The organism is Kribbella sp. NBC_01510 (assembly GCF_045040325.1).
Lineage (GTDB): Bacteria > Actinomycetota > Actinomycetes > Propionibacteriales > Kribbellaceae > Kribbella.
On the sequence record NZ_CP109418.1, the window covers coordinates 5,585,737 to 5,604,988 of the forward strand.

General features: G+C 68.8%; 16 protein-coding genes. 8 read left to right on the top strand and 8 right to left on the bottom strand.

The genetic code is table 11. From position 1 onward, the window contains the following. Positions 1–423 precede the first annotated feature (423 nt). Positions 424–2,631, top strand: coding sequence for an MMPL family transporter (locus OG558_RS28005; protein WP_405065668.1), 2,208 nt, complete (start codon positions 424–426; stop codon positions 2,629–2,631). A 699-nt stretch (positions 2,632–3,330) separates the two neighbouring features. Here OG558_RS28005 and OG558_RS28010 read toward each other — a convergent pair. Then, positions 3,331–3,636: a pyrophosphatase gene (locus tag OG558_RS28010; protein ID WP_405065669.1), complete on the bottom strand. Its 306-nt coding sequence runs from the start codon at positions 3,634–3,636 to the stop codon at positions 3,331–3,333. A gap of 75 nt (positions 3,637–3,711) precedes the next feature. Beyond that, the gene (locus OG558_RS28015) at positions 3,712–4,485 is read right to left on the bottom strand and encodes a peptidoglycan recognition family protein (RefSeq protein ID WP_405065670.1); all 774 of its coding nucleotides are present in this window, start codon (positions 4,483–4,485) and stop codon (positions 3,712–3,714) included. Positions 4,486–4,727: 242 nt separating this feature from the next. Here OG558_RS28015 and OG558_RS28020 point away from each other — a divergent pair, with 242 nt between their 5' ends. Then, positions 4,728–6,623 carry a glycoside hydrolase family 76 protein gene (locus OG558_RS28020; protein ID WP_405065671.1) on the top strand — a complete coding sequence of 632 codons (1,896 nt, stop codon included), beginning with the start codon at positions 4,728–4,730 and terminating at the stop codon, positions 6,621–6,623. A gap of 352 nt (positions 6,624–6,975) precedes the next feature. Here the strand turns inward: OG558_RS28020 and OG558_RS28025 are convergent, their stop codons facing one another. Further along, positions 6,976–8,031 carry an LLM class flavin-dependent oxidoreductase gene (locus OG558_RS28025; protein ID WP_405065672.1) on the bottom strand — a complete coding sequence of 352 codons (1,056 nt, stop codon included), beginning with the start codon at positions 8,029–8,031 and terminating at the stop codon, positions 6,976–6,978. Positions 8,032–8,245: 214 nt separating this feature from the next. Here OG558_RS28025 and OG558_RS28030 point away from each other — a divergent pair, with 214 nt between their 5' ends. From OG558_RS28030 to OG558_RS28040, 3 genes are all read left to right on the top strand, one after another. Then, a complete protein-coding gene (locus OG558_RS28030) occupies positions 8,246–9,214 on the top strand; it encodes an aldo/keto reductase (protein ID WP_405065673.1) in 969 nt (322 codons plus the stop codon). Between the two features lie 132 nt (positions 9,215–9,346). Then, positions 9,347–10,339: a zinc-binding dehydrogenase gene (locus OG558_RS28035; RefSeq protein ID WP_405065674.1), complete on the top strand. Its 993-nt coding sequence runs from the start codon at positions 9,347–9,349 to the stop codon at positions 10,337–10,339. Between the two features lie 46 nt (positions 10,340–10,385). Next, positions 10,386–11,384, top strand: a complete 999-nt coding sequence (locus OG558_RS28040) for an RNA polymerase subunit sigma-70 (protein WP_405065675.1) — start codon at positions 10,386–10,388, stop codon at positions 11,382–11,384. A 55-nt stretch (positions 11,385–11,439) separates the two neighbouring features. Here the strand turns inward: OG558_RS28040 and glnA are convergent, their stop codons facing one another. After that, positions 11,440–12,864 carry a type I glutamate--ammonia ligase gene (gene glnA, locus OG558_RS28045; RefSeq protein ID WP_329475592.1) on the bottom strand — a complete coding sequence of 475 codons (1,425 nt, stop codon included), beginning with the start codon at positions 12,862–12,864 and terminating at the stop codon, positions 11,440–11,442. A 189-nt stretch (positions 12,865–13,053) separates the two neighbouring features. On the opposite strand from glnA, the gene OG558_RS28050 reads away from it, so the two are divergent. Beyond that, the gene (locus OG558_RS28050) at positions 13,054–13,521 is read left to right on the top strand and encodes an RDD family protein (RefSeq protein ID WP_405065676.1); all 468 of its coding nucleotides are present in this window, start codon (positions 13,054–13,056) and stop codon (positions 13,519–13,521) included. A gap of 4 nt (positions 13,522–13,525) precedes the next feature. Here OG558_RS28050 and OG558_RS28055 read toward each other — a convergent pair whose 3' ends face one another. The 4 genes from OG558_RS28055 to lipA all read right to left on the bottom strand — a co-directional run bounded on the left by OG558_RS28055 (position 13,526) and on the right by lipA (position 17,071). Further along, a complete protein-coding gene (locus OG558_RS28055; RefSeq protein ID WP_405065677.1) occupies positions 13,526–13,957 on the bottom strand; it encodes a GNAT family N-acetyltransferase in 432 nt (143 codons plus the stop codon). 13 nt (positions 13,958–13,970) lie between these two features. Next, complete coding sequence (locus OG558_RS28060; RefSeq protein WP_405065678.1) at positions 13,971–15,251, bottom strand: class I SAM-dependent methyltransferase; 1,281 nt, start codon at positions 15,249–15,251, stop codon at positions 13,971–13,973. Positions 15,252–15,409: 158 nt separating this feature from the next. Next, the gene (locus OG558_RS28065; protein WP_329475596.1) at positions 15,410–16,105 is read right to left on the bottom strand and encodes a DUF4191 domain-containing protein; all 696 of its coding nucleotides are present in this window, start codon (positions 16,103–16,105) and stop codon (positions 15,410–15,412) included. Positions 16,106–16,126: 21 nt separating this feature from the next. After that, positions 16,127–17,071, bottom strand: coding sequence for a lipoyl synthase (gene lipA / locus OG558_RS28070; RefSeq protein WP_405065679.1), 945 nt, complete (start codon positions 17,069–17,071; stop codon positions 16,127–16,129). Positions 17,072–17,144: 73 nt separating this feature from the next. On the opposite strand from lipA, the gene OG558_RS28075 reads away from it, so the two are divergent. Then, a complete protein-coding gene (locus OG558_RS28075; protein ID WP_405065680.1) occupies positions 17,145–18,515 on the top strand; it encodes a sensor histidine kinase in 1,371 nt (456 codons plus the stop codon). Then, complete coding sequence (locus OG558_RS28080) at positions 18,508–19,185, top strand: response regulator transcription factor (protein ID WP_329475599.1); 678 nt, start codon at positions 18,508–18,510, stop codon at positions 19,183–19,185. The genes OG558_RS28075 and OG558_RS28080 overlap by 8 nt, the downstream gene beginning before the upstream one ends. Positions 19,186–19,252 lie beyond the last annotated feature (67 nt).

The following is a 19,252-nucleotide window of genomic DNA, read 5'->3' on the forward strand; positions in this document are numbered from 1 at the left end:
TTGTGAACTGCTTGGTGTCCGCAGCCCTGTTCCACGACTCGACGAAGGGGGCGCGGCGCTTCGCGGCGGCGCGCGCGAACGGGTGGCGCGGGCTGGTGTGGGTGGCGGTGAGGGCTGTGGGCAGCGGGGGACTGGCGTGTGGTCGGGATCCAACAGGCGTGGGGAGTGGCTAAAGGAGGCCGCCTTCGGTGGCGGCTGTTGGTGTCGCCTGGGCGACGTGCGCGGGCTGGTGTGGTTGGCACCGGGGTTGTCGGCGGGTGGGGCTTGGGGTGTAGCCGGGGTGGGGTCCGAGAAGACGGGCTGAGTGGCTCGAGGGATCGGCCGCGGGGCGGCTGTTGGTGTGGGTGGGGTGGGCCTGGATGGGTGCTTCGGGGCGGCGTGTCAGGGGTGGTGTCAGGGGGGTGACTGGGTGGCGTCAGGGAGGTGGGTCAGCGTGGGCTTGACCTTTTACACATCACTGCCCGGAGGCAGATCGACATGTTTCACCGGATCGGGCGCATTGTCGTCCGTCACCCCGTCTGGACGATTGTGGCGTGGATTTTCGTCGCGGCCGGCATTGTTGCCACCGCACCCAGCCTGCCGTCCAACAGCGACCAGAGCAGCTTCTTGCCCAAGAGTTATGAGTCGATCCAGGCTGCGGATCTGCAGCAGAGTGCGTTCCCGAGTGCCTTCACGCCGTCCGCGATCGTGCTGTACCAGCGTTCGGACGGCGGCAAGCTGACGCCGGACGATCTGAAGGACGCGGCGCGGATCACCGGCGAGTTGGGTGCGAAGAAGATCGACCAGGTCCAGCAGGTCGTTCCCGGGCCGCCGTCGAAGGACGGTCGCTATGTGCTGGGGCTGGTGTCGATGGACACCAAGAACGCTGGTCAGCCGACGCAGCTGGACGCCGCGAAGACGTTGCGTTCGGACGCCAAAGAGCTCACCAAGGGCACGCAACTCGACGCCAAGCTCGGTGGTTCGGCGGCGCAGGGGCTCGACCAGCAGGACTCTTCCAGCCGTGCCAACACGCTGACGTTCGTCGGCACCTTCGCGATCATCCTGATCACGCTGCTGATCATCTTCCGCTCGCCGATCCTCGCGGTGTTGCCGCTGGTCGTCTTGATCGCGCTGGTGTTCTCGACGGCCAACGCGCTGATCGCCGACGCCGGCAAGCTCTTCGGGCTGCAGGCGAACAGTTCGACCTCGGCGCTGCTGATCGTCGTACTGCTGGGGGTCGGCACCGACTACTACCTGTTCTTGATGTTCCGCTACCGCGAACGGTTGCGGGCCGGCGACGAGCCGAAGGTGGCGATGGTCAACGCGGTTGGCCGGGTCGGTGAGGCGATCGCCTCGGCGGCCGGTGCGGTGATGATCTCCTTCCTCGCGCTCCTCCTGTCGACGCTCGGCTTCCTCAAGCAGATGGGCCCGGCGCTCGCCATCACCGTCGCGGTGACGCTGCTGGCCGCGCTGACGCTGTTCCCGGCGATCTGCTCGCTGATCCCGCCGCGCGCCCTGTTCTGGCCGTCGAAGGCGTGGCTCAAGGAGCCCTCGAACGCGCGGTTCGCGGCACTCGGCCGCGGTGTCCAGCGGCGCCCGGCCCTGTTCGCGGTCGTCTCGGGCGTGGTGATGATCGCGCTGGCGCTGGGCACGCTCGGTTTCAAGGCGACGTTCGACCTGGCGTCCGGGTCGATGCCGAAAACCCAGGAGTCGATGGTCGTCCAGACCGAGATGCAGAACGCCTATTCGGCCGGCGCCGCCGAACCGACCTCGGTCCTGGTCACCTCGACCGGCGACGGCCGGCTCGACACGGCTGCGCTGCCCGCGTACGAGCGCAAGCTCAGCGCGGTCCAGGGTGTCGCCGACGTCCAGCCCGCCGCGATCAGCAAGGACGGCCGGACCGCAAACATCACGGTCACGCTGAAGTATGGGTCGGCCACCGACCAGGCGATCAGCGCGGTCGGCGACGTCCGCGACGTCGCACACGCCGACGCACCGCCCGGCACGAAGGCGCTCGTCGGCGGCATGTCGTCGATCTACAAGGACATCAACGCCGCGGTGAACCACGACTACCGCACGGTGTTCCCACTCGCCGCGCTGCTGATCATGATCATCCTCGGCCTGCTGCTGCGCAGCGTGGTGGCGCCCTGGTACCTGATGGCCTCGGTCGGGCTGGGCTTCGGCGCCACGCTCGGTGCGACGGTGCTCATCTTCCAGAAGGGTCAGGGACACTCGGGGCTGATGTTCATGCTCCCGGTGATCATGTACCTGTTCGTGGTCGCCATCGGCACGGACTACAACATCCTGATGATCTCCCGGCTGCGTGAGGAGGCGCGGGAGGGCCGCGATCCGCGCGAGGCCGCCAGCAGGGCGGTGCGGCACGCCGGTCCGACCGTGGCCGCGGCCGGGTTCATCCTGGCGGCCACCTTCGCCACCTTGATGTTGGCAGGCAACTCGCTGCTGACCGAGATGGGATTCGCCGTCTCCTTCGGCATCGTCGTCGCCGCGTTCGTGATGGCGATGTTCTTCACCCCGAGTCTGACCGCACTGATCGGCCACGCCGCCTGGTGGCCAGGCCATCAGGACCGGAAGTCGCCCCCGGACGTGGAGACCGTCGACGCCCGGGAGCTCGAACCCTCGGCGAAGAACTGACGTACGGCGTACCGCAACGGGGCTCCGGCAACAACCGGAGCCCCGTCAGCCGTCCGACCGGACCGTCGAAGTCGGCGGCTTCGACGATCGGCCGCAGTGACCTCAGGGCGCCAACTGGCTCGGCGTCAAACAACGTAGGGGCTCTTCTGCTTGATGTGTGGGTGATGTGACGGGCCTTGAACTGGTGCACGCGGTGGCCTGGCGGTCAGCGGCCTGCTTGCGCATGTGGTGGGTTGACGTCCCATTCGGCGGGTTGCCGTATCGGATTCCGGGGCGCCAACCCACCATCTCGGACGTCACCCCACCGAATGGGTCGGTCGGGACCTGTGTACGCCGACACACAGCGCCGGGCGGGGACCGGAAGCGGTGGGCAGGGACCGGAAGCGGTGGGCTGGGACAAGGAATTGCCTGTCTCGGCCCACCATGACCTGTCCCAGGTCACCAGACGTGGACCGATCCGCGGACAACATGCCCGTCGGGACCGCCCGAGCCAACCTCGGCACACCCGCCACTGTGCCCACCCTGGCACCGCCCCCGATCCCGACCAGCACACGCGGCCGACGATCACCCACACATCGAGCAGGACGGCCTCAAAGGGGAGGCGGCGGTCGGCAGTACCCTCGGAGGGCGCACGTGCCGGCTGGCACCGCCGAACCGGTCAGCCCGGCACAGTTCGACCCCAACGTTCCTTGACGCGGATCAGACCTCGCGCGCCAGCCATTTCTGGTTGATCTCGTGGGGTAGGTCGACGTCGTGCTGGCGGGCGAACAGGAGGAGCTGGCAGAAGACGTCGGCGAACTCCTGGTGGAAGCCGGCCCGGATCTCGTCGGCCGTAAGCCCTTTGGCCCGGGCTCGGCCGGTGTGCTGGAGGTAGGCCTGGGTCAACTCGCCGGCTTCCTCCTGGAACTTCAGCAGGAACCAGTCCGGATCGCGCTCGAACCCGAGCGTCTCGCCGTACCGGACCGACAGTTTCTCCAACCGCTCCGACAACTCCGTGAGATCCACGCGAGCACCCAACCACGTCCCAGCGACAATCGTCAGCGCCCTGCGGATGCTGCGGGCCGCAGGGCGCTGGACCGCCTACTGCGTCGCGGGCTCCTGATCCGCCGGCTGCTCCGGATCGGGTGCTGGTGGTGCATCGGGGACGAGGGGCTGGTCGAGACCGGCGTCCTCGCTGATCGCCGCGTGGGTGACGGCGGCCTCGATGCGGTTCAACTGTTGGCGGAGCGCGGTGCCGGTGCCGGTGGGTGCGGCCCAGAACCGCCTCATGTACTCCTCGATCTCGGCCTGCATCATGGCCCTGAGCTGAGCTTGTGTGTACGGCAAGTCGTCCTCCACGTGGCCTGGGGTGAAATCGCCGCGAGCGATCGCCGCCCGCGCTGCTGGACCGGGGCAGTCGGTCGGGTCGGGGCGGACCGCGGAGTGCGGCTTGATCGCCGTGCCGCGGGGATAGAGCCGGCGGAAGTCCGCGATCACCGCCCTGGTGGTCGCCTTCATCGCCGCGGTCGGTTGCTCGCCGGTCACGAGCACCAGCAGGATCGCGCCGTACCGCTCGTTCACGTCGTTGTTGCCGTTGGCGGCGGACTGGGTGCGCAGGCCGCGCAGCGTCCAGGCCCGGCCGGACTGGTCGACGGCGACCTGGTACGCGATGTCCGACCAGCCGCGGGTGTCCATGTGGTAGTCCTGCCACCCGCGCAACGCCGAGGCGACTGCCGCCTTGGTGTGGATGACGCTCGTCGACCCGGTGCCGGGCCAGTGGATGACCGCGCCCTCGACCCGGGACACGGTCAGGTTGCCCGGTCCGGCGGTCGGCGGTCGCGCGTTCCACGCGGATCGGGGCAGATATTCGACCATCAGTGCTCCTCACATGCCTCACAGCACCGCATACCCAACGCTGGCGCTCGGTAATCAACCGATCACACTGGGCGCGCGGTCGTCAAGCGGTGACGCCATCCTTTCAGTGCGAGGGCGCAGTAGTACGTCGAGGGCGTGGCGTCGAGGTCTTGACATCGTTGTCTGGGCTTGATGAGCTTCCGCGCAGGAATCAGTGAAACGTTTCCAATTCTCACCGCCCGAGGTACTCGAGGAGATCGATCATGGTCGTGAATCGTCCGGCGCGCGCCCTGCGCGCCGTCCTGGCCGGAGCCGTCGCGCTGGGCCTCGGGTTGGCCTCGGCACAGCCGGCCGGAGCCGATCCGGGCCGGGACGCCGAGGGCTCGACCGCCGTCGCGCGGGCCTGGGTCGCGGCCGACGTGCTGATGAGTTCGTACGAGCCGGTGAAGGCGTGGTTCCCGTCGAGCTGGTGGAACTCGGCGGTCGCGCTGCAGACGATCGGCGACTACATGCAGCGCACCGGCGACCGGCGCTATCTGTCCCAGCTGGACAACACGTTCGAGAAGGACAAGGGAGCGTTCCCGGCCGGATATCTCTCGGGCGATCCGCTGCTCGGCAACTTCACCAGTCGCGCGATCGACGATTCCGAGTGGTGGGGTCTGACCTGGGTGCAGGCCTACGACCTCACCAAGAATCGCAAGTACCTCGACATGGCGGTCACGATCGCCGAGTACGTCGAGGGGTATTGGGATCCCAGCACGTGCGGTGGTGGCGTCTGGTGGGACGGGGAGCGGACGTACAAGAACGCCGTCACCAATGGACTCTGGATCCGGCTCACGGCCGAGCTCCACAATCGGCTGCCTGGCGACCACCGCTGGCTCGGCCGGGCGCAGGATGGCTGGAACTGGCTCAATAGCAGCGGCATGATCAACTCCGACGGTCTGGTCAACGACGGTCTGAACAGCAGCTGCGAGAACAACGGCGGCACGGTGTGGAGCTACAACCAGGGGCTGGCGATCGGCGCCGGCCTGGAGCTGTGGCGGGCGACCCGCGACCCAGGCTTGCTGACCACCGTACGGCGGCTGGCGGACGCGTCGATCGGATCCGGCGGACTGGTGTCGGACGGCGTACTGACCGAGTACTGCGATGCTCCGGACCGGCAGTGCGATGACAACGGCAAGCAGTTCAAGGGCATCTTCCAGCGGTACTGGATGGATCTCGCCGACACCACCCACGACGCGCGGTACGTCGCCTTCGTCCAGCAGCAAGCCAGCAGGGTGTGGGACCACGACCGCGACGCGTCCAACCGACTGGGGGAGCGCTGGTCGGGTCTGACCAGTGCCGCTCACCCGAACGCTTTCGACTGGCGCACGCAGGCCAGTGCGCTGAGTGCCCTGATCGCCGCCGTACCGAAGCAGACTCCTGACCAATCGCTGTCCGCGACGCTGAGTCCGGCCCAGCCGGTGGTGATGCCGGCTAGCGGTGGCCCGACCCATGTCAAGCTCAAGGTCGATCTACAGGCGACTGCGCCGGCTGGTGCCCTCAAGGTCGAGGTGCAGGCGGCAGCGCCAGCGGGGTGGGCCGTGACGCCGGCGCGTGCGACGACCACGCTCTATCCGCGCGGGAACGCCGTTCCCGCTCGATCGAGTGTCCAGCTGGACGTGACGATTCCCGCGGGCGCGACCGACGGGCACTACGCGGTGACCGCGACGGCGACATCCGGTGACCGGCTGGCGTTCAGTGCGCAGGCCGACATCCTGGTTGCGCGCACCGTCGACTTCGACACCGGTACGGCGGCCGAGACGCCTTGGTTGTGGGACGCCGACGGCTCACAGAGCAACGGCGTACAGAACCGGTTCGCCGACGGCAACTCGTACTTCGTCTACCGCTTCCCGTTCCCGGCCGACACCGCCGCGGCGCACGCGGTGCTGACGATCGACAACGAGTATGTCGTTCAGGTCAGCGGTGACGGTCAGAACTGGACCACAGTCCTGACCGAGACCCGCCAGCTCCACGACGGCGAGAACAAGGCGGACCAGACCATCGACCTGACCCCCTACCTCGGCCCGGACAAGGCCGCCTATGTCCGGGTCTCTGACTCCTTCCCGACCGACGGCTGGGGCGGCCGCGTCTACCACGTCAGCGCCGCCTACAGCTGATATGGAGTGACTTCCTGTCGCGTGGCAGGGTGAGGCGCCCGTCCCGGTTGTCCGGGGCGGGCGTCGCAGACGATCTCCGGAAACAAAAGGGCGCCACGCGACCGGGATGTTCCGGAAAGCGACTCTGGGTTCTGTGGCGCGGGTCGAGAGTTGGCCGGCGGGCAGTTGGCCGACTCCTCTGGGGGCGGGGCACCTGCTTGGTGGCCTTGGACAGGAAATAACGTGTGTCTGCCGACCGGTTCCTGTCCAAGGCCACGGCACCTTGCCCTGTCGGGCCCCACCACCGGTACTCCTGACCTCGGGCAGGTCGGCCCCCGAGCTGTCGTCCGCCAACCCTGCTGCCGGAGTACGCCTAAGCGGTCTTCAGCAGTGGGAGGAGCTGGTCGCCGACGCGGACGGTTTCCTCGCGGTACGGCGTGTCGGACAGGATGAAGTGGGTGAGTCCGAGGTCCTGGTACTTGCGGAGGGACTTGGCGACGTCGTCGGCCGACCCGACGAGCCACGTCGTACCGGCGCCGCCTCCGCCGTACTTGCCGGGAGCGGTGTAGAGGTTGTCGTCGAGGACCTCGCCGCGCTCGGCGAGTTCGAGCAGCCGCTGCTGGCCGACCGCCTTGAACCACCGGCGATCGCGAGAGCCCTGGGCCTCGGCCATCCTCGCCACCTTGGCCTCCGCGTCCGTCCAGGCCTCCTCGGTGGTGTCGCGGACGAGCGTGGTGATCCGCAGCCCGAACTCGAGCGGTGGGTGCTCGCGACCGAGCTCGGACTCCAGCGCCCGCAGTCGGCTGATCCGCTCGGCGATCCCGTCCAGCGGCTCGCCCCAGAACAGCTGCACGTCGGCGTCCGTCGCAGCCACTCGCTGCGCTGCCTCTGACGCACCGCCGAAGTACAGCCGCGGATGCGGCCTGCCTTCGCGTACGACGGGACGCGTCGCGACCGTCGACCCGGTGACCGAGAAGTGGTCGCCGGTGAACGTGACGTCCTCCTCGGTCCACAAGCGCCGTACCAACTGCAGGAACTCACGGGTCCGCGCGTACCGCTGGGCCTGGTCGCCCTCGGAGTCGCCGTACGCGGCCAGGTTGTCCTGACCGGACACGATGTTGATCAGCAGGCGCCCGCCGCTCAGCTGGTCGAGCGTCCCCGCCGCCGATGCGAAGTGCGCGGGCTGCCAGTAGCCCGGCCGGATCGCGACCAGCGGCTGGAAGGTCGTCGTACGCGCGGCCAACGCGGTGGCGACCGTGAACGTGTCCGGCCGGCCCCACCCGGTGCCGAGGAGCGCACCGGCCCAGCCGTGATCCTCGGCGAGCCGGGCCAGCTCGGTCAACCGCTCGAGGCTGTTGTGTCCCTGGACGGTGTCGTCCCCGCGATGGCCGGGAGCGACCTGGTTCGGGATGTACCAGAGAAAGGTCATGCAAAGCAGTTTATGTTTACGTGATTAGTCGACTTTCGATCGTCTCGCGGTCTGGTCACTTGCCGATGCCGTCACCACCGGCCGCGTGCAGGCGCAGCCCGGCGTCTGACTCAGTACTGCGAGTTGTGAAGGTCAGTTTGTTTCCGTGTTGGACGGACACAGGGGAACGTGATGAGGATGCTGGAAACGTTCCCGCTACGGTTCGGAGGACCGGATGACGAAGGCAGCACAACGTTCGCTCGGCGACGGTGGACCGGTGGTCAGCGCGCTCGGGATGGGGTGCTGGGCGATCGGCGGCCCGCACGCGCGGCAGGGGAGTCCGGTCGGCTGGGGGGTGATCGACGACACGGAGTCGAAGCGGGCGCTGCGGCGCGCGTACGACCTAGGGGTCACGTTCTTCGACACCGCCGACGTCTACGGCTGCGGGCACAGCGAGAAGCTGATCGCGGCCGCGCTCGGTGACGTCCGGGACGAGATCGTGATCGCCTCCAAGGCGGGTTACACGTACGTCGAGGAGACCCGGGAGGCGCCGGGGGAGAACGGCGACCCCGACTACATCCGGTGGGCGTGCGACGAATCGCTACGGCGGCTCGGGACGGATCACATCGACCTGTACCAGTTCCACCTGGGCGGCTACGACCTGGCGAAGGCGGACGACGTACTCGCGGCGTTCGAGGAACTCGTTGCCGCAGGCAAGGTCCGGGCGATCGGGTGGAGCACGGACAGCCCGGAGCGGGCGGCGGTGTTCGCGAAGAGTGAGCACTGCAAGGCGATCCAGCAGCACTTCAACGTGTTCGGCGGCAACGACGAGGTGCTGGAGCTCTGTGAACGAAACGGACTCGCGAGCATCGTCCGCGGTCCGCTCGGGATGGGGTTGCTGACCGGGAAGTTCGACCAGGACAGCAGTCTGCCGGCGGACGACGTACGGCACGGCTGGAACTTCCGCACCGGCGACCAGGCCGAGTCGCTCCGTCGCCTCGACGCCGTCCGCGACGTACTGACGTCCGACGGCCGCACCCTGGCTCAGGGCGCCCTCGCCTGGCTCTGGGCCCGCAGCGAAGCCTTCATCCCGATCCCCGGCTTCAAGACCGTCGCCCAGGTCGAGGAGAACGCCGGCGCCTTGGCGCACGGCCCGCTGACCTCCGGCCAACTCGCCGAGGTGAGCACGATCCTTACTCGGTAACAGCTCGGTCGAACGCGCGGCTTCCCCGCGGCAGCCGATTCCTTTGCGCGGTGGCGGGGGTCTACCTGGTAGAAGGGCCGGCCCCCTGAACGGGCCGGTCTCGATCATGCCGAGGAAGGAACGGTGATCGCCATGAGCATCCCCGCCACCATGCGCGCCCTGCAGCAGACATCGCTCAATGGTCCGCAGGACCTGCGTCTCATCACCGACGCGCCGGTGCCGGTCCCTGGCCGCGCGGAGGTTCTGATCCGGGTCGCCGCCGCCGGGATCAACTTCGCCGACATCTCGAAGGCTCACGGCACGTTCCTGGATGGCCCCAGGCCGCCGTACCTGGCCGGTTTCGAGGCAGCCGGCGAGGTCGTCGCGGTCGGCAAGGAGGTGACCGGCCCGTGCCCGGGGACTCGCATCGTCGGCGTCGGGAACGGTGCTTTCGCCGAGTACATGGTGTTGCCTGCGGCCGCGGCGGTACCGGTGCCCGCGGGCTGGACGGAGCCGGAGACGCTGGGCCTGGTCGTGAACTGGCCCACCGCGCTGGCCGCACTCAAGCCTCTGGGCGGCATCGCCGCCGGGCAGACCGTGCTGATCCACGCCGCGGCGGGCGCGACCGGTCAGGCCGCGGTGAGAATGGCCAAGCACTACGGCGCCACGGTCATCGCCACCGCCTCTGCGGGCAAGCACGAGACAGTGCTCGCGCTCGGCGCTGACCACGTGCTCGACTCGGTCGGCGGCGACCTGGTCGCCGAGGTACTGCGGCTGACCAGCGGCGCCGGTGCCGACCTGGTGCTGGAGTCGGCAGGCGGAACCACCTTCGAGGCCAGCCTGGCCGCGGCCAAACGGGTGACCGGGCGGGTCGTCGTCTACGGCCTAGCAGGCGGCGAAGCCACGATCACCAACTGGGAACTGGTGTACAGGCACCAGATCCACATCATCGGCCTCAACATCGGCGTACTGATCCAGGCCGCACCGCAGGTCTTCGGTGAGCTCATGGCCGAGTTGTCCGCGCTGATCGCTGCCGGCGTGCTCACCCCCGGCCGGCCCAGCACGTACGACTTGGCCGACGGCCCGAAAGTGCTCGCGGAACTGGAAGCCAGGGCCACCATCGGCAAGCTGGCCTTGCTGCCGTGAGTCGGGCTATCGAGCGGTTGGCGGATCGTCGGCCTAAGCTCGCCGCATGACGGCGCGGTTGCGGGCGACACCGGATCAGGATCGGTTCTCGGCCGAGACGGAGCGGTTTCGGCGGGAGCTGTTGGCGCATTGCTACCGCATGGTGGGTTCGGCGTACGACGCCGAGGACCTGGTGCAGGAGACGTACCTGCGGGCGTGGCGGTCGTACGCCGGATTCGAGCGCCGTGCGTCGATCCGATCCTGGCTGTACAAGATCGCCACCAACGTCTGCCTGACGGCGTTGGAGCCGCGCCGTATCCGGGTCCTGCCGTCGGGACTGGCCGGCCCGTGCGACGACCCCGACCGTGGGCCGAGTCCTGATGCGCCGGGCGAGGTCTCATGGCTGGAGCCGTTCCCCGACGCGTGGATCGCCCCACCCCTGGATGATCCGGCCGCGGTGGTGGTCGCGCGGGAGTCGCTGCGGCTGGCGCTCATCGCGAGCTTGCAGCACCTGCCCGCCCGTCAGCGCGCGATCCTCATCCTGCGCGAGGTGCTGGCCTTCTCCGCGGCCGAGACCGCGGAAGTCCTCGACACCACTACTGCCGCGGTGAAGAGCGGCCTGCAGCGCGCCCGCGCCCGGCTGAACGAACTGGAGACGGAGCCCGCGGAGCTGCTCGAACCGACCGATCAGCGGGCACGCGCGCTGCTGGACGGGTACATCGCCGCCTTCGAGCGGTCCGACGCTGCCCTGCTGGAGAAGGTGTTGCGAACGGACGCCACGCTGGAGGCGACGCCATTCCGCGACTGGCAGGCAGGCCGGGCGATGTGCATCCACGTGCTCGACGCCTACGTGCTGGGCACCCCGGGCGACTGGCGGATGCTCGCGACCACCGCCAACGGCCAACCCGCGGCCGTCGTGTACCACCGGGCCCCGGACGGCGTGCTCCGGGCGAACGGTGCCGTCGTGCTGGCCACCACCGCCACCGGCGTCTCACGGGTGGTCGCGTTCCACCACCAGCCCGCCCTTGTGGAGCTGTTCGGCTTCCCGGATGTGTACCCGTCCTGACGACCGAGGCCCCCACCCGCCGGAGCGGATGGGGGCCTCGATCAGGTGAGCAGACTCACACGTCGTAGTACAGCTCGAACTCGTGCGGGTGGGGGCGGAGCTGGATCGGGGCGATCTCCTGCTCGCGCTTGAGGTCGACCCAGGTCTCGATCAGGTCGGAGGTGAAGACGTCGCCCTCGAGCAGGAAGGCGTGGTCGGCCTCGAGCGAGTCGATCACGGCCGGCAGCGAGGTGGGAACCTGCGGGATGCCCGCGTGCTCCTCCGGCGGCAGCTCGTAGAGGTCCTTGTCGACCGGGTCGGCCGGCTCGATCTTGTTGCGGATGCCGTCCAGGCCGGCCAGCAGCTGGGCCGAGAAGGCCAGGTACGGGTTGGCGGACGGGTCCGGGCAGCGGAACTCGATCCGCTTCGCCTTCGGGTTCGAGCCGGTGATCGGGATCCGGATGCAGGCGGAGCGGTTGCGCTGCGAGTAGACCAGGTTGACCGGCGCCTCGAAGCCCGGCACCAGGCGGTGGTAGGAGTTCACCGTCGGGTTGGTGAAGGCCAGCAGTGACGGGGCGTGCTTGAGCAGGCCGCCGATGTACCAGCGGGCGATGTCGGACAGGCCGCCGTACCCGGACTCGTCGTAGAACAGCGCGTCGCCGCCGGAGAACAGCGACTGGTGCACGTGCATACCCGAACCGTTGTCACCGAAGATCGGCTTCGGCATGAAGGTCGCGGTCTTGCCGGCCGCCCAGGCGGTGTTCTTGACGATGTACTTGAACTTCTGCAGGTTGTCCGCGGTCTTCAGCAGTTCGTCGAAGCGGAAGTTGATCTCCGCCTGGCCCGCGGTGCCGACCTCGTGGTGGGCGCGCTCGACGACCAGCCCGGCCTTCTCCAGGTTCAGCGTGATCTGGTCCCGCAGGTCGCCGAAGTGGTCGGTCGGCGCGACCGGGAAGTACCCGCCCTTGTAGCGGACCTTGTACCCACGGTTGCCGCCGTCCTCGACCCGGCCGGTGTTCCAGGCGCCGGCGACCGAGTCGATCGAGTAGTAGCCGGAGTTCTGCTTGGTCTCGAACCGGACGTCGTCGAAGACGTAGAACTCGGCCTCCGGCGCGAAGAACGCGGTGTCCGCGATGCCGGTCGACTTCAGGTACTCCTGCGCCTTCCGGGCGATGTTGCGCGGGTCGCGGCTGTAGGCCTCGCCGGTGAGCGGGTCGTGCACGAAGAAGTTGATGGCCAGCGTCTTCGTCCCGCGGAACGTGTCGAGGAAGGCCGTGGTCGGGTCGGGCAGCAGCTTCATGTCCGATTCGTGGATCTGCTGGAACCCGCGGACCGACGAACCGTCGAACATCAGGCCCTCTTCGAAGACCTCGGGCCCGAACGACGACACCGGGACGGTGAAGTGCTGCATGATGCCCGGCAGGTCGGAGAACCGGACATCGATGATCTCGACGCCCTCGTCCTTGACGTAGGCGAGCAGCTCCTCAGCGCTGGAAAACATACGTACTCCTAGGGTGGCTCAGAGATTGATCTGAACGTAGGGCCTCGGGATTACTCGGTCGTGACCCTGGTGTTTCGCGGATGTTACGCCCAGCGTGTCCGCGCTGACCCACTGGTGTACGTCGGCTACGGCCTGAGATCTCCAGGTCCGCTGTGAGCGGGGCGTGGCAGCGTCCGTAGGCTAGCCATCATGGCATCATCGGCGCGGCAGGGCACAGGACCCTCCGAAGAATTCCGCTTTCCGGGGAACCGGCTCGGCCTGCCGGAGCACGGTCCGGGCTCGGTCGCGAGCTGGGGCCGGCGGATCCTCGCACTGCTCCTGGACTGGCTGATCGCCGCCCTGATCGCGTCCGCGGTCACCTCGAAACCGATCTGGGCCGGTGGGAACGACTTCAACACCGCCCAGCTGATCACCTTCTTCGGCATGACCGCGATCCTGACCGGCCTGGCCGGCGGCACGATCGGCCACCGCGTCCTCGGCCTCCGCGTGCTCAACCTCAACGCCCGCGGCCAGACCGGCTACGCCGCCCAGGTCGGCCCCCTCGGCGGCGTCATCCGGGCCCTCCTGATCTGCCTCCTGATCCCCGCCGTCGTCTACGACCGCGACCGCCGCGGCCTCCACGACCGCGCAGCCAACACAGTCGTCGTACGCCGCTGACCGGTCACCCCAGCCGAGCATCCGCCGTACGACGCATCAGCAGCGAGCGACCGACTTCGTCGGTGAATCCCCACCGCCGGTAGAACGGCACGAGCTCCGGCTGGCAGACCAGCTCGATACTCCGGACATCAGCGAGCCTCGGATGCGAGACGACAGCGTCCATCAGGGCGGCGCCCAACCCGGCTCCGCGGTGCTCGGCAGCGACCACCACGTCGAGCACCAGGGCGACGTGGGCGTAGTCGGTCAGGATGCGAGCGAAGCCGACCAGGCGATCGGTGTCCTGGTCTTGAAGCGTGAGCACAAGGTCGGACTCGGCCAGAATGCGCACGGTCTCGTCGAGGGTGCGGTCGCTCATCCACCAGGCAGTGGCGAAGAGGTGCAGCAGGTCCGGCAACCGGGCTGGTTCGACGGATGTCAGTACGGCGATCTCCGGCATCCGCCCATTGTGGTCAGCGGCGGGTCAGGCGGAGCTGGACGTCGTCCAGGTAGCCGGTGCGGAAGCCGGCCTCGGAGTAGGCCAGGTAGAACTCCCACATGCGGCGGAAGGTGTGGTCGAAGCCGAGGTCGGCGATGGCCGGCCACCGGTCGATGAAGCGGTTGCGCCAGATCCGCAGCGTCCGGGCGTAGTCCGCGCCCAGGTGGCGGATCACCTCGGTGCGCAGGCCGGTGTGCTGGGCGGTGATGTCGTCGATCACCTTGATCGACGGGATCAGGCCGCCGGGGAAGATGTACTTCTGCACCCAGGTGAACGTGTTCCGGGTCGCGAGCATCCGCGCGTGCGGCATCACGATCGCCTGCACCACGCCGATCCCGCCCGGAGCCAGCCGCCGCTCGATCGCATCGAAGTAGACCGGCCAGTACTTCTCGCCGACCGCCTCGATCATCTCCACACTCAGTACGGCGTCGAACTCGCCGATCTGATCGCGGTAGTCGCGCAGCGCCACCTGCACCCGGTCGCTCACGCCCGCGTCCGCGATCCGGCGCTGGGCCATCAACGCCTGCTGCGAGGCGATCGTGATCGCGGTGACCCAGGCACCACGCTGGGCGGCGCGGATCGCCAGACTCGCCCAGCCACAGCCGATGTCGAGGACGCGTGACCCCGACACGATCCCGGCCGCGTCGAGGATCGAGTCCAGCTTGTTCAGCTGCGCCTGCGTGAGTTCGTTGTACGACGCGGTCGCGAGGTCGGCCACGGGATCGCCGCCGAAGTAGGCCGCCGAGTACGTCAGGGTCGGGTCGAGGAACTCGGAGAACATCGCGTTGCTGAGGTCGTAGTGCCGGCTGACGTTCTCCCGGGCGCCGGCCCGGTCGTTCTCCTGCTCACCGGGCTGCGTCCGGGTCACCAGCCAGCGCAGCGACTGGGCCCACTTCGGCAGCAGGTGCCGAGTCTCCTCATTGCTGAAGCGCTCGGCGAACGGGACGAGCAGATCGGCCAGATCGGTGCCCGGCTCCGGATCCCAGTCGCCGGCCAGGTAGGCCTCGCCGAACCCGGACCCGGCGTCGTGCCCGAGCCGATCCAGGAAGTGCGCGCTGCGGTGCACCCGCATCGCCGGGCCGCCCAGTCCATACGACCGGTTGTTGTCGAGATGGATCGTCGCCGGCAGGTCCTTGGCGATCAGACGGATCGCGGCGAGCGCGCCGGCCCGGCGTACCGGGTTCGACCGCGGGCGAGCCAGCGTCGGCCAGGTCTCGGCCGTCGGCTGGTGCACCCGCGGCATCAGATCCGTCATCTACACCCCTGTATCGATCCGTCCTGGTCGCACCTTAAGGCCAACCAGCCACCCCACAGCGCGACACGAAGGCACTCTCGTGCCACGTCACGACAGATCAACTGCTGACCGGCTGCCGGGTTACCGGCATCTCACTCAGAGAGAACGCTCAGCGCCCCTCAGCGCCCCTTCATGGCCTGCCGGGCGCCCTTGAGGCTCGTCGGCACCGGGCCCTTCGGCATCGGCACCTGGGGGCGGACGGCGTCCAGCGCCTTCAGCCGCTGGAGCAGGTCGGTGATCTCGGACGGCTGCAGCGCGGCCGGCAGCTTCATCACGTGCTTGGTGAGCTTGCGGATGTCGATCTCGTCCTCGCCCTTGCCGGCGACGATCTGGATCACCGGCGCACCACCGGCCACCCGGGTGTGCTTCTTGCCCTCGGCGGCGAGCAGGTTCTTCACCCGGCTCGGCTGCCCCTCGCCGACCAGCACGATGCCCGGCCGGCCGACCACGCGGTGCACGATGTCGGCGTTCTTGGTGACGGCGACGGCGGGCGTCACGGTCCAGCCACGGCGCAGCGTCTGCAGCGCGGACGCGGCCGCACCCGCCTGGCCCTCGATCTGGCTGTACGCCGCCTTCTCGACCCGGCGGCCGAAGACGATCGTGGCGGCGAGGAAGCCGAGTGCGACACCCAGCGGGATCCAGATCATCAGCGGCCCGACCAGCAGGCCGACCACGACGAACACGGCCACGATGCCGAGGAAGATCCCGGCGAGGATCAGACCGATCTTCGGGTCGGACCTCTTGGTCAGCTGGTACGCCGACCGGATCTGCTTGAGCCGGCTGGTCTTCTCTTCGGGCGCGTCGTTCTTGGCCATCTCTACCTTTGTCCGTGATCTCTAAACGTCCTGGGTCGCGGCGGTCATCCGCGACTCCACAGCCTGACGGTACAGCCGACCGGCCCGGTACGACGAACGTACGAGCGGACCGGACATGACGCCGACGAAGCCGATCTGCTCCGCTTCGGCCTGTAGCTCGACGAACTCCTCCGGCCGGACCCACCGCTCGACCGGGTGGTGCCGCACCGACGGGCGCAGGTACTGGGTGATGGTGATGATCTCGCAGCCGGCCGCGTGCAGGTCGCGCAGCGCCTGGCCGACCTCCTCGCGGGTCTCGCCCATGCCGAGGATCAGGTTCGACTTGGTCACCAGGCCGTAGTCGCGGGCCTGGGTGATGACGTCCAGGGACCGCTCGTAGCGGAACCCGGGCCGGATCCGGCGGAAGATCCGCGGCACCGTCTCGACGTTGTGCGCGAACACCTCGGGCCGGGACGAGAACACCTCGGCCAGCTGCTCCGGTACGGCGTTGAAGTCCGGCGCGAGCATCTCGACGCCGGTGCCCGGGTTGAGCTCGTGGATCTGGCGGATCGTCTCGGCGTACAGCCAGGCGCCGCCGTCGTCCAGGTCGTCGCGGGCGACGCCGGTCACGGTCGCGTAGCGCAGGCCCATGGTCCGGACCGACTCGGCGACACGGCGCGGCTCGTCGCGGTCCAGCGCCTCCGGCTTGCCGGTGTCGATCTGGCAGAAGTCGCAGCGCCGGGTGCATTGGTCGCCACCGATGAGGAAGGTGGCCTCGCGGTCCTCCCAGCACTCGAAGATGTTCGGGCAGCCGGCTTCCTGGCACACCGTGTGCAGTTGCTCGGACTTCACGAGCTTCTGCAGCGCCTGGTACTCCGGGCCCATCCTGGCGCGGGTCTTGATCCACTCGGGTTTGCGCTCGATCGGGGTCTCCGCGTTGCGCGCCTCGAGCCTGAGCAGTTTCCGTCCTTCTGGGGCGATCGTCACGCCCTCCAGGGTACGCGGCCCGAGTCAGGGGTGATCAGGCCCCAGGGCCTGTCCGGCCCTAGGCTGATGAGCCATGTCCACGCTTGAGCTCGGTACGGCGCCTGCGGGCGCGGAACCCGGGACACCACCGGCCACCGGGACCACGGTGCGCGGATGGGTGCGACCCGGTCCGACCGCGCGGGAGCGTCGTACCGACGTGTTGCTGGGTCTCGGGATGGCGCTCGCCGCGGTGATCGGGACCGAGCTGGCCCGCGGCGCTGCCCCGACGCACGTCGACCTGGGGATCGGCGGGGTCGAGGCGTACGTGCTGAGTGCGGCGATCGCTCTGCCACTGTGCTTCCGCCGCCGGTACCCGATCACGGTGCTGCTGGCGGTCGCGGTGTTGTTCGTGGTCAACGGCGAGCGGGCCACCTTCGCGTTCGCCGGGAACCTGATCACCCAGGCGACCATGTTCATGGCGGTCTACGCCGCCGTCGCCTGGGCGCGGGACCGGCGGCTCATGAAGGCCTCGGTGGCGCTGGTCTTCATCGCGATGTTCGGCTGGCTCACGATCAACTTCGCCCACGCGCTGCGCAACAACGCGATCGAAGGGCCGAACCACGCGCTGCTCTCGCCGTACGTCTCCAGCGTCGTCCTGACCCTGGCGCTGAACGCCCTCTACTTCTTCGGCGCCTACTTCTGGGGCCGGACCGCGTGGGGGATCGCGCGGCAGCGGCACGAGCTCGAGCAGCAGGCCACCGAGCTCGCCGCCCAGCAGGAGTCCAACGCCAAGCGCGCGGTGATCGACGAGCGGTTGCGGATCTCCCGAGAGTTGCATGACGTCGTCGCGCATCACATCAGCAGCATCGGCGTACAGGCCGGTGGGGCCCGCCGCGTGATGGACACCGACCCGGACGCCGCCAAGAGCGCTCTCAGCGTGATCGAGAACTCCAGCCGCACTGCGGTGAACGAGATGCGCCAGCTACTCGGCATGCTGCGCGCGGCCGACCCGGATCTGGACCTCGAAGCTCCGGCCGTCAAGCAGCCGCAGGCCGGCGCCGACCGGCTGCCCGCGTTGATCGCGGACGTGAACGGCGAGGGCCTGTCCGTCGGGTTCCACCAGATCGGCCCACCGGTCCGGCTACCGGAGACCGTCTCGGTCTCGGTGTACCGGATCGCTCAGGAGGCGCTGACCAACGTACGCCGGCACTCGACCGCCCGCAGTGCGCACATCACCCTGCGTTACCTCGGCGACTCGGTCGAGCTCGAGGTGATCGACGACGGCCGGCCGAAGCACGCGCCGGTGGGGAGCCGGCTGGGCCACGTCGGGATCCGTGAGAGGGTCGGTCTGCTCGGCGGCGAGAGCGAGATCGGGCCGCGCCCGGTCGGCGGCTTCCGGGTCCGGGTCCGGATCCCGCTCGACCCGCAGAACCGCCCGTTGACCGGAGGGACCCAGGATGAGTGACACCGCGCCGATGCGGGTGCTGCTGGTGGACGACCAGGACCTGGTCCGGGCCGGGTTCCGGATGATCCTGTCGGTCGAACCGGAGATCCAGGTGGTCGGCGAGGCCGCCGACGGCGAGAAGGCGATCGAACTCGCGCTGGCTCTGCGGCCGGACGTCGTACTGATGGATGTGCAGATGCCCGGCATGGACGGGATCTCCGCGACCCAGCAGATCGTCGCGGCGGACGCCGGCAAGGTCGTCATCCTGACCACGTTCGACCGCGACGACTACCTGTTCGAGTCGCTCGGGGCCGGGGCCAGCGGGTTCCTGCTGAAGAACACCGCGCCGGAGGACCTGGTCGACGCCATCCAGGTGGTCCACTCCGGCCACGCTCTGCTCGCGCCCGAGGTGACCCGGCGGGTGATCAAGCGGTTCACCGGCGGCGGCGAACGCGTCTACCGCCCCGATCTGCTCGCCGAGCTGACCGACCGCGAGCGCGAGGTCCTCGGTCTGATCGCCCGCGGCCTCACCAACACCGAGATCGCGAACCAGCTCTACGTCGGCGAGGCCACCGTCAAGACCCACGTCTCCCGCATCCTGCTCAAACTCGGCCTCCGCGACCGCGTCCAGGCGGTCGTCTTCGCCTACGAATGCGGCCTCGTCACCCCCGGCGACGACCCGACCGGCTAACCACCGCCACACAGCCGTTGCGTCCGAAGAACTGTGGGTTGTAGGCCACACATCTTCGGACGCAACG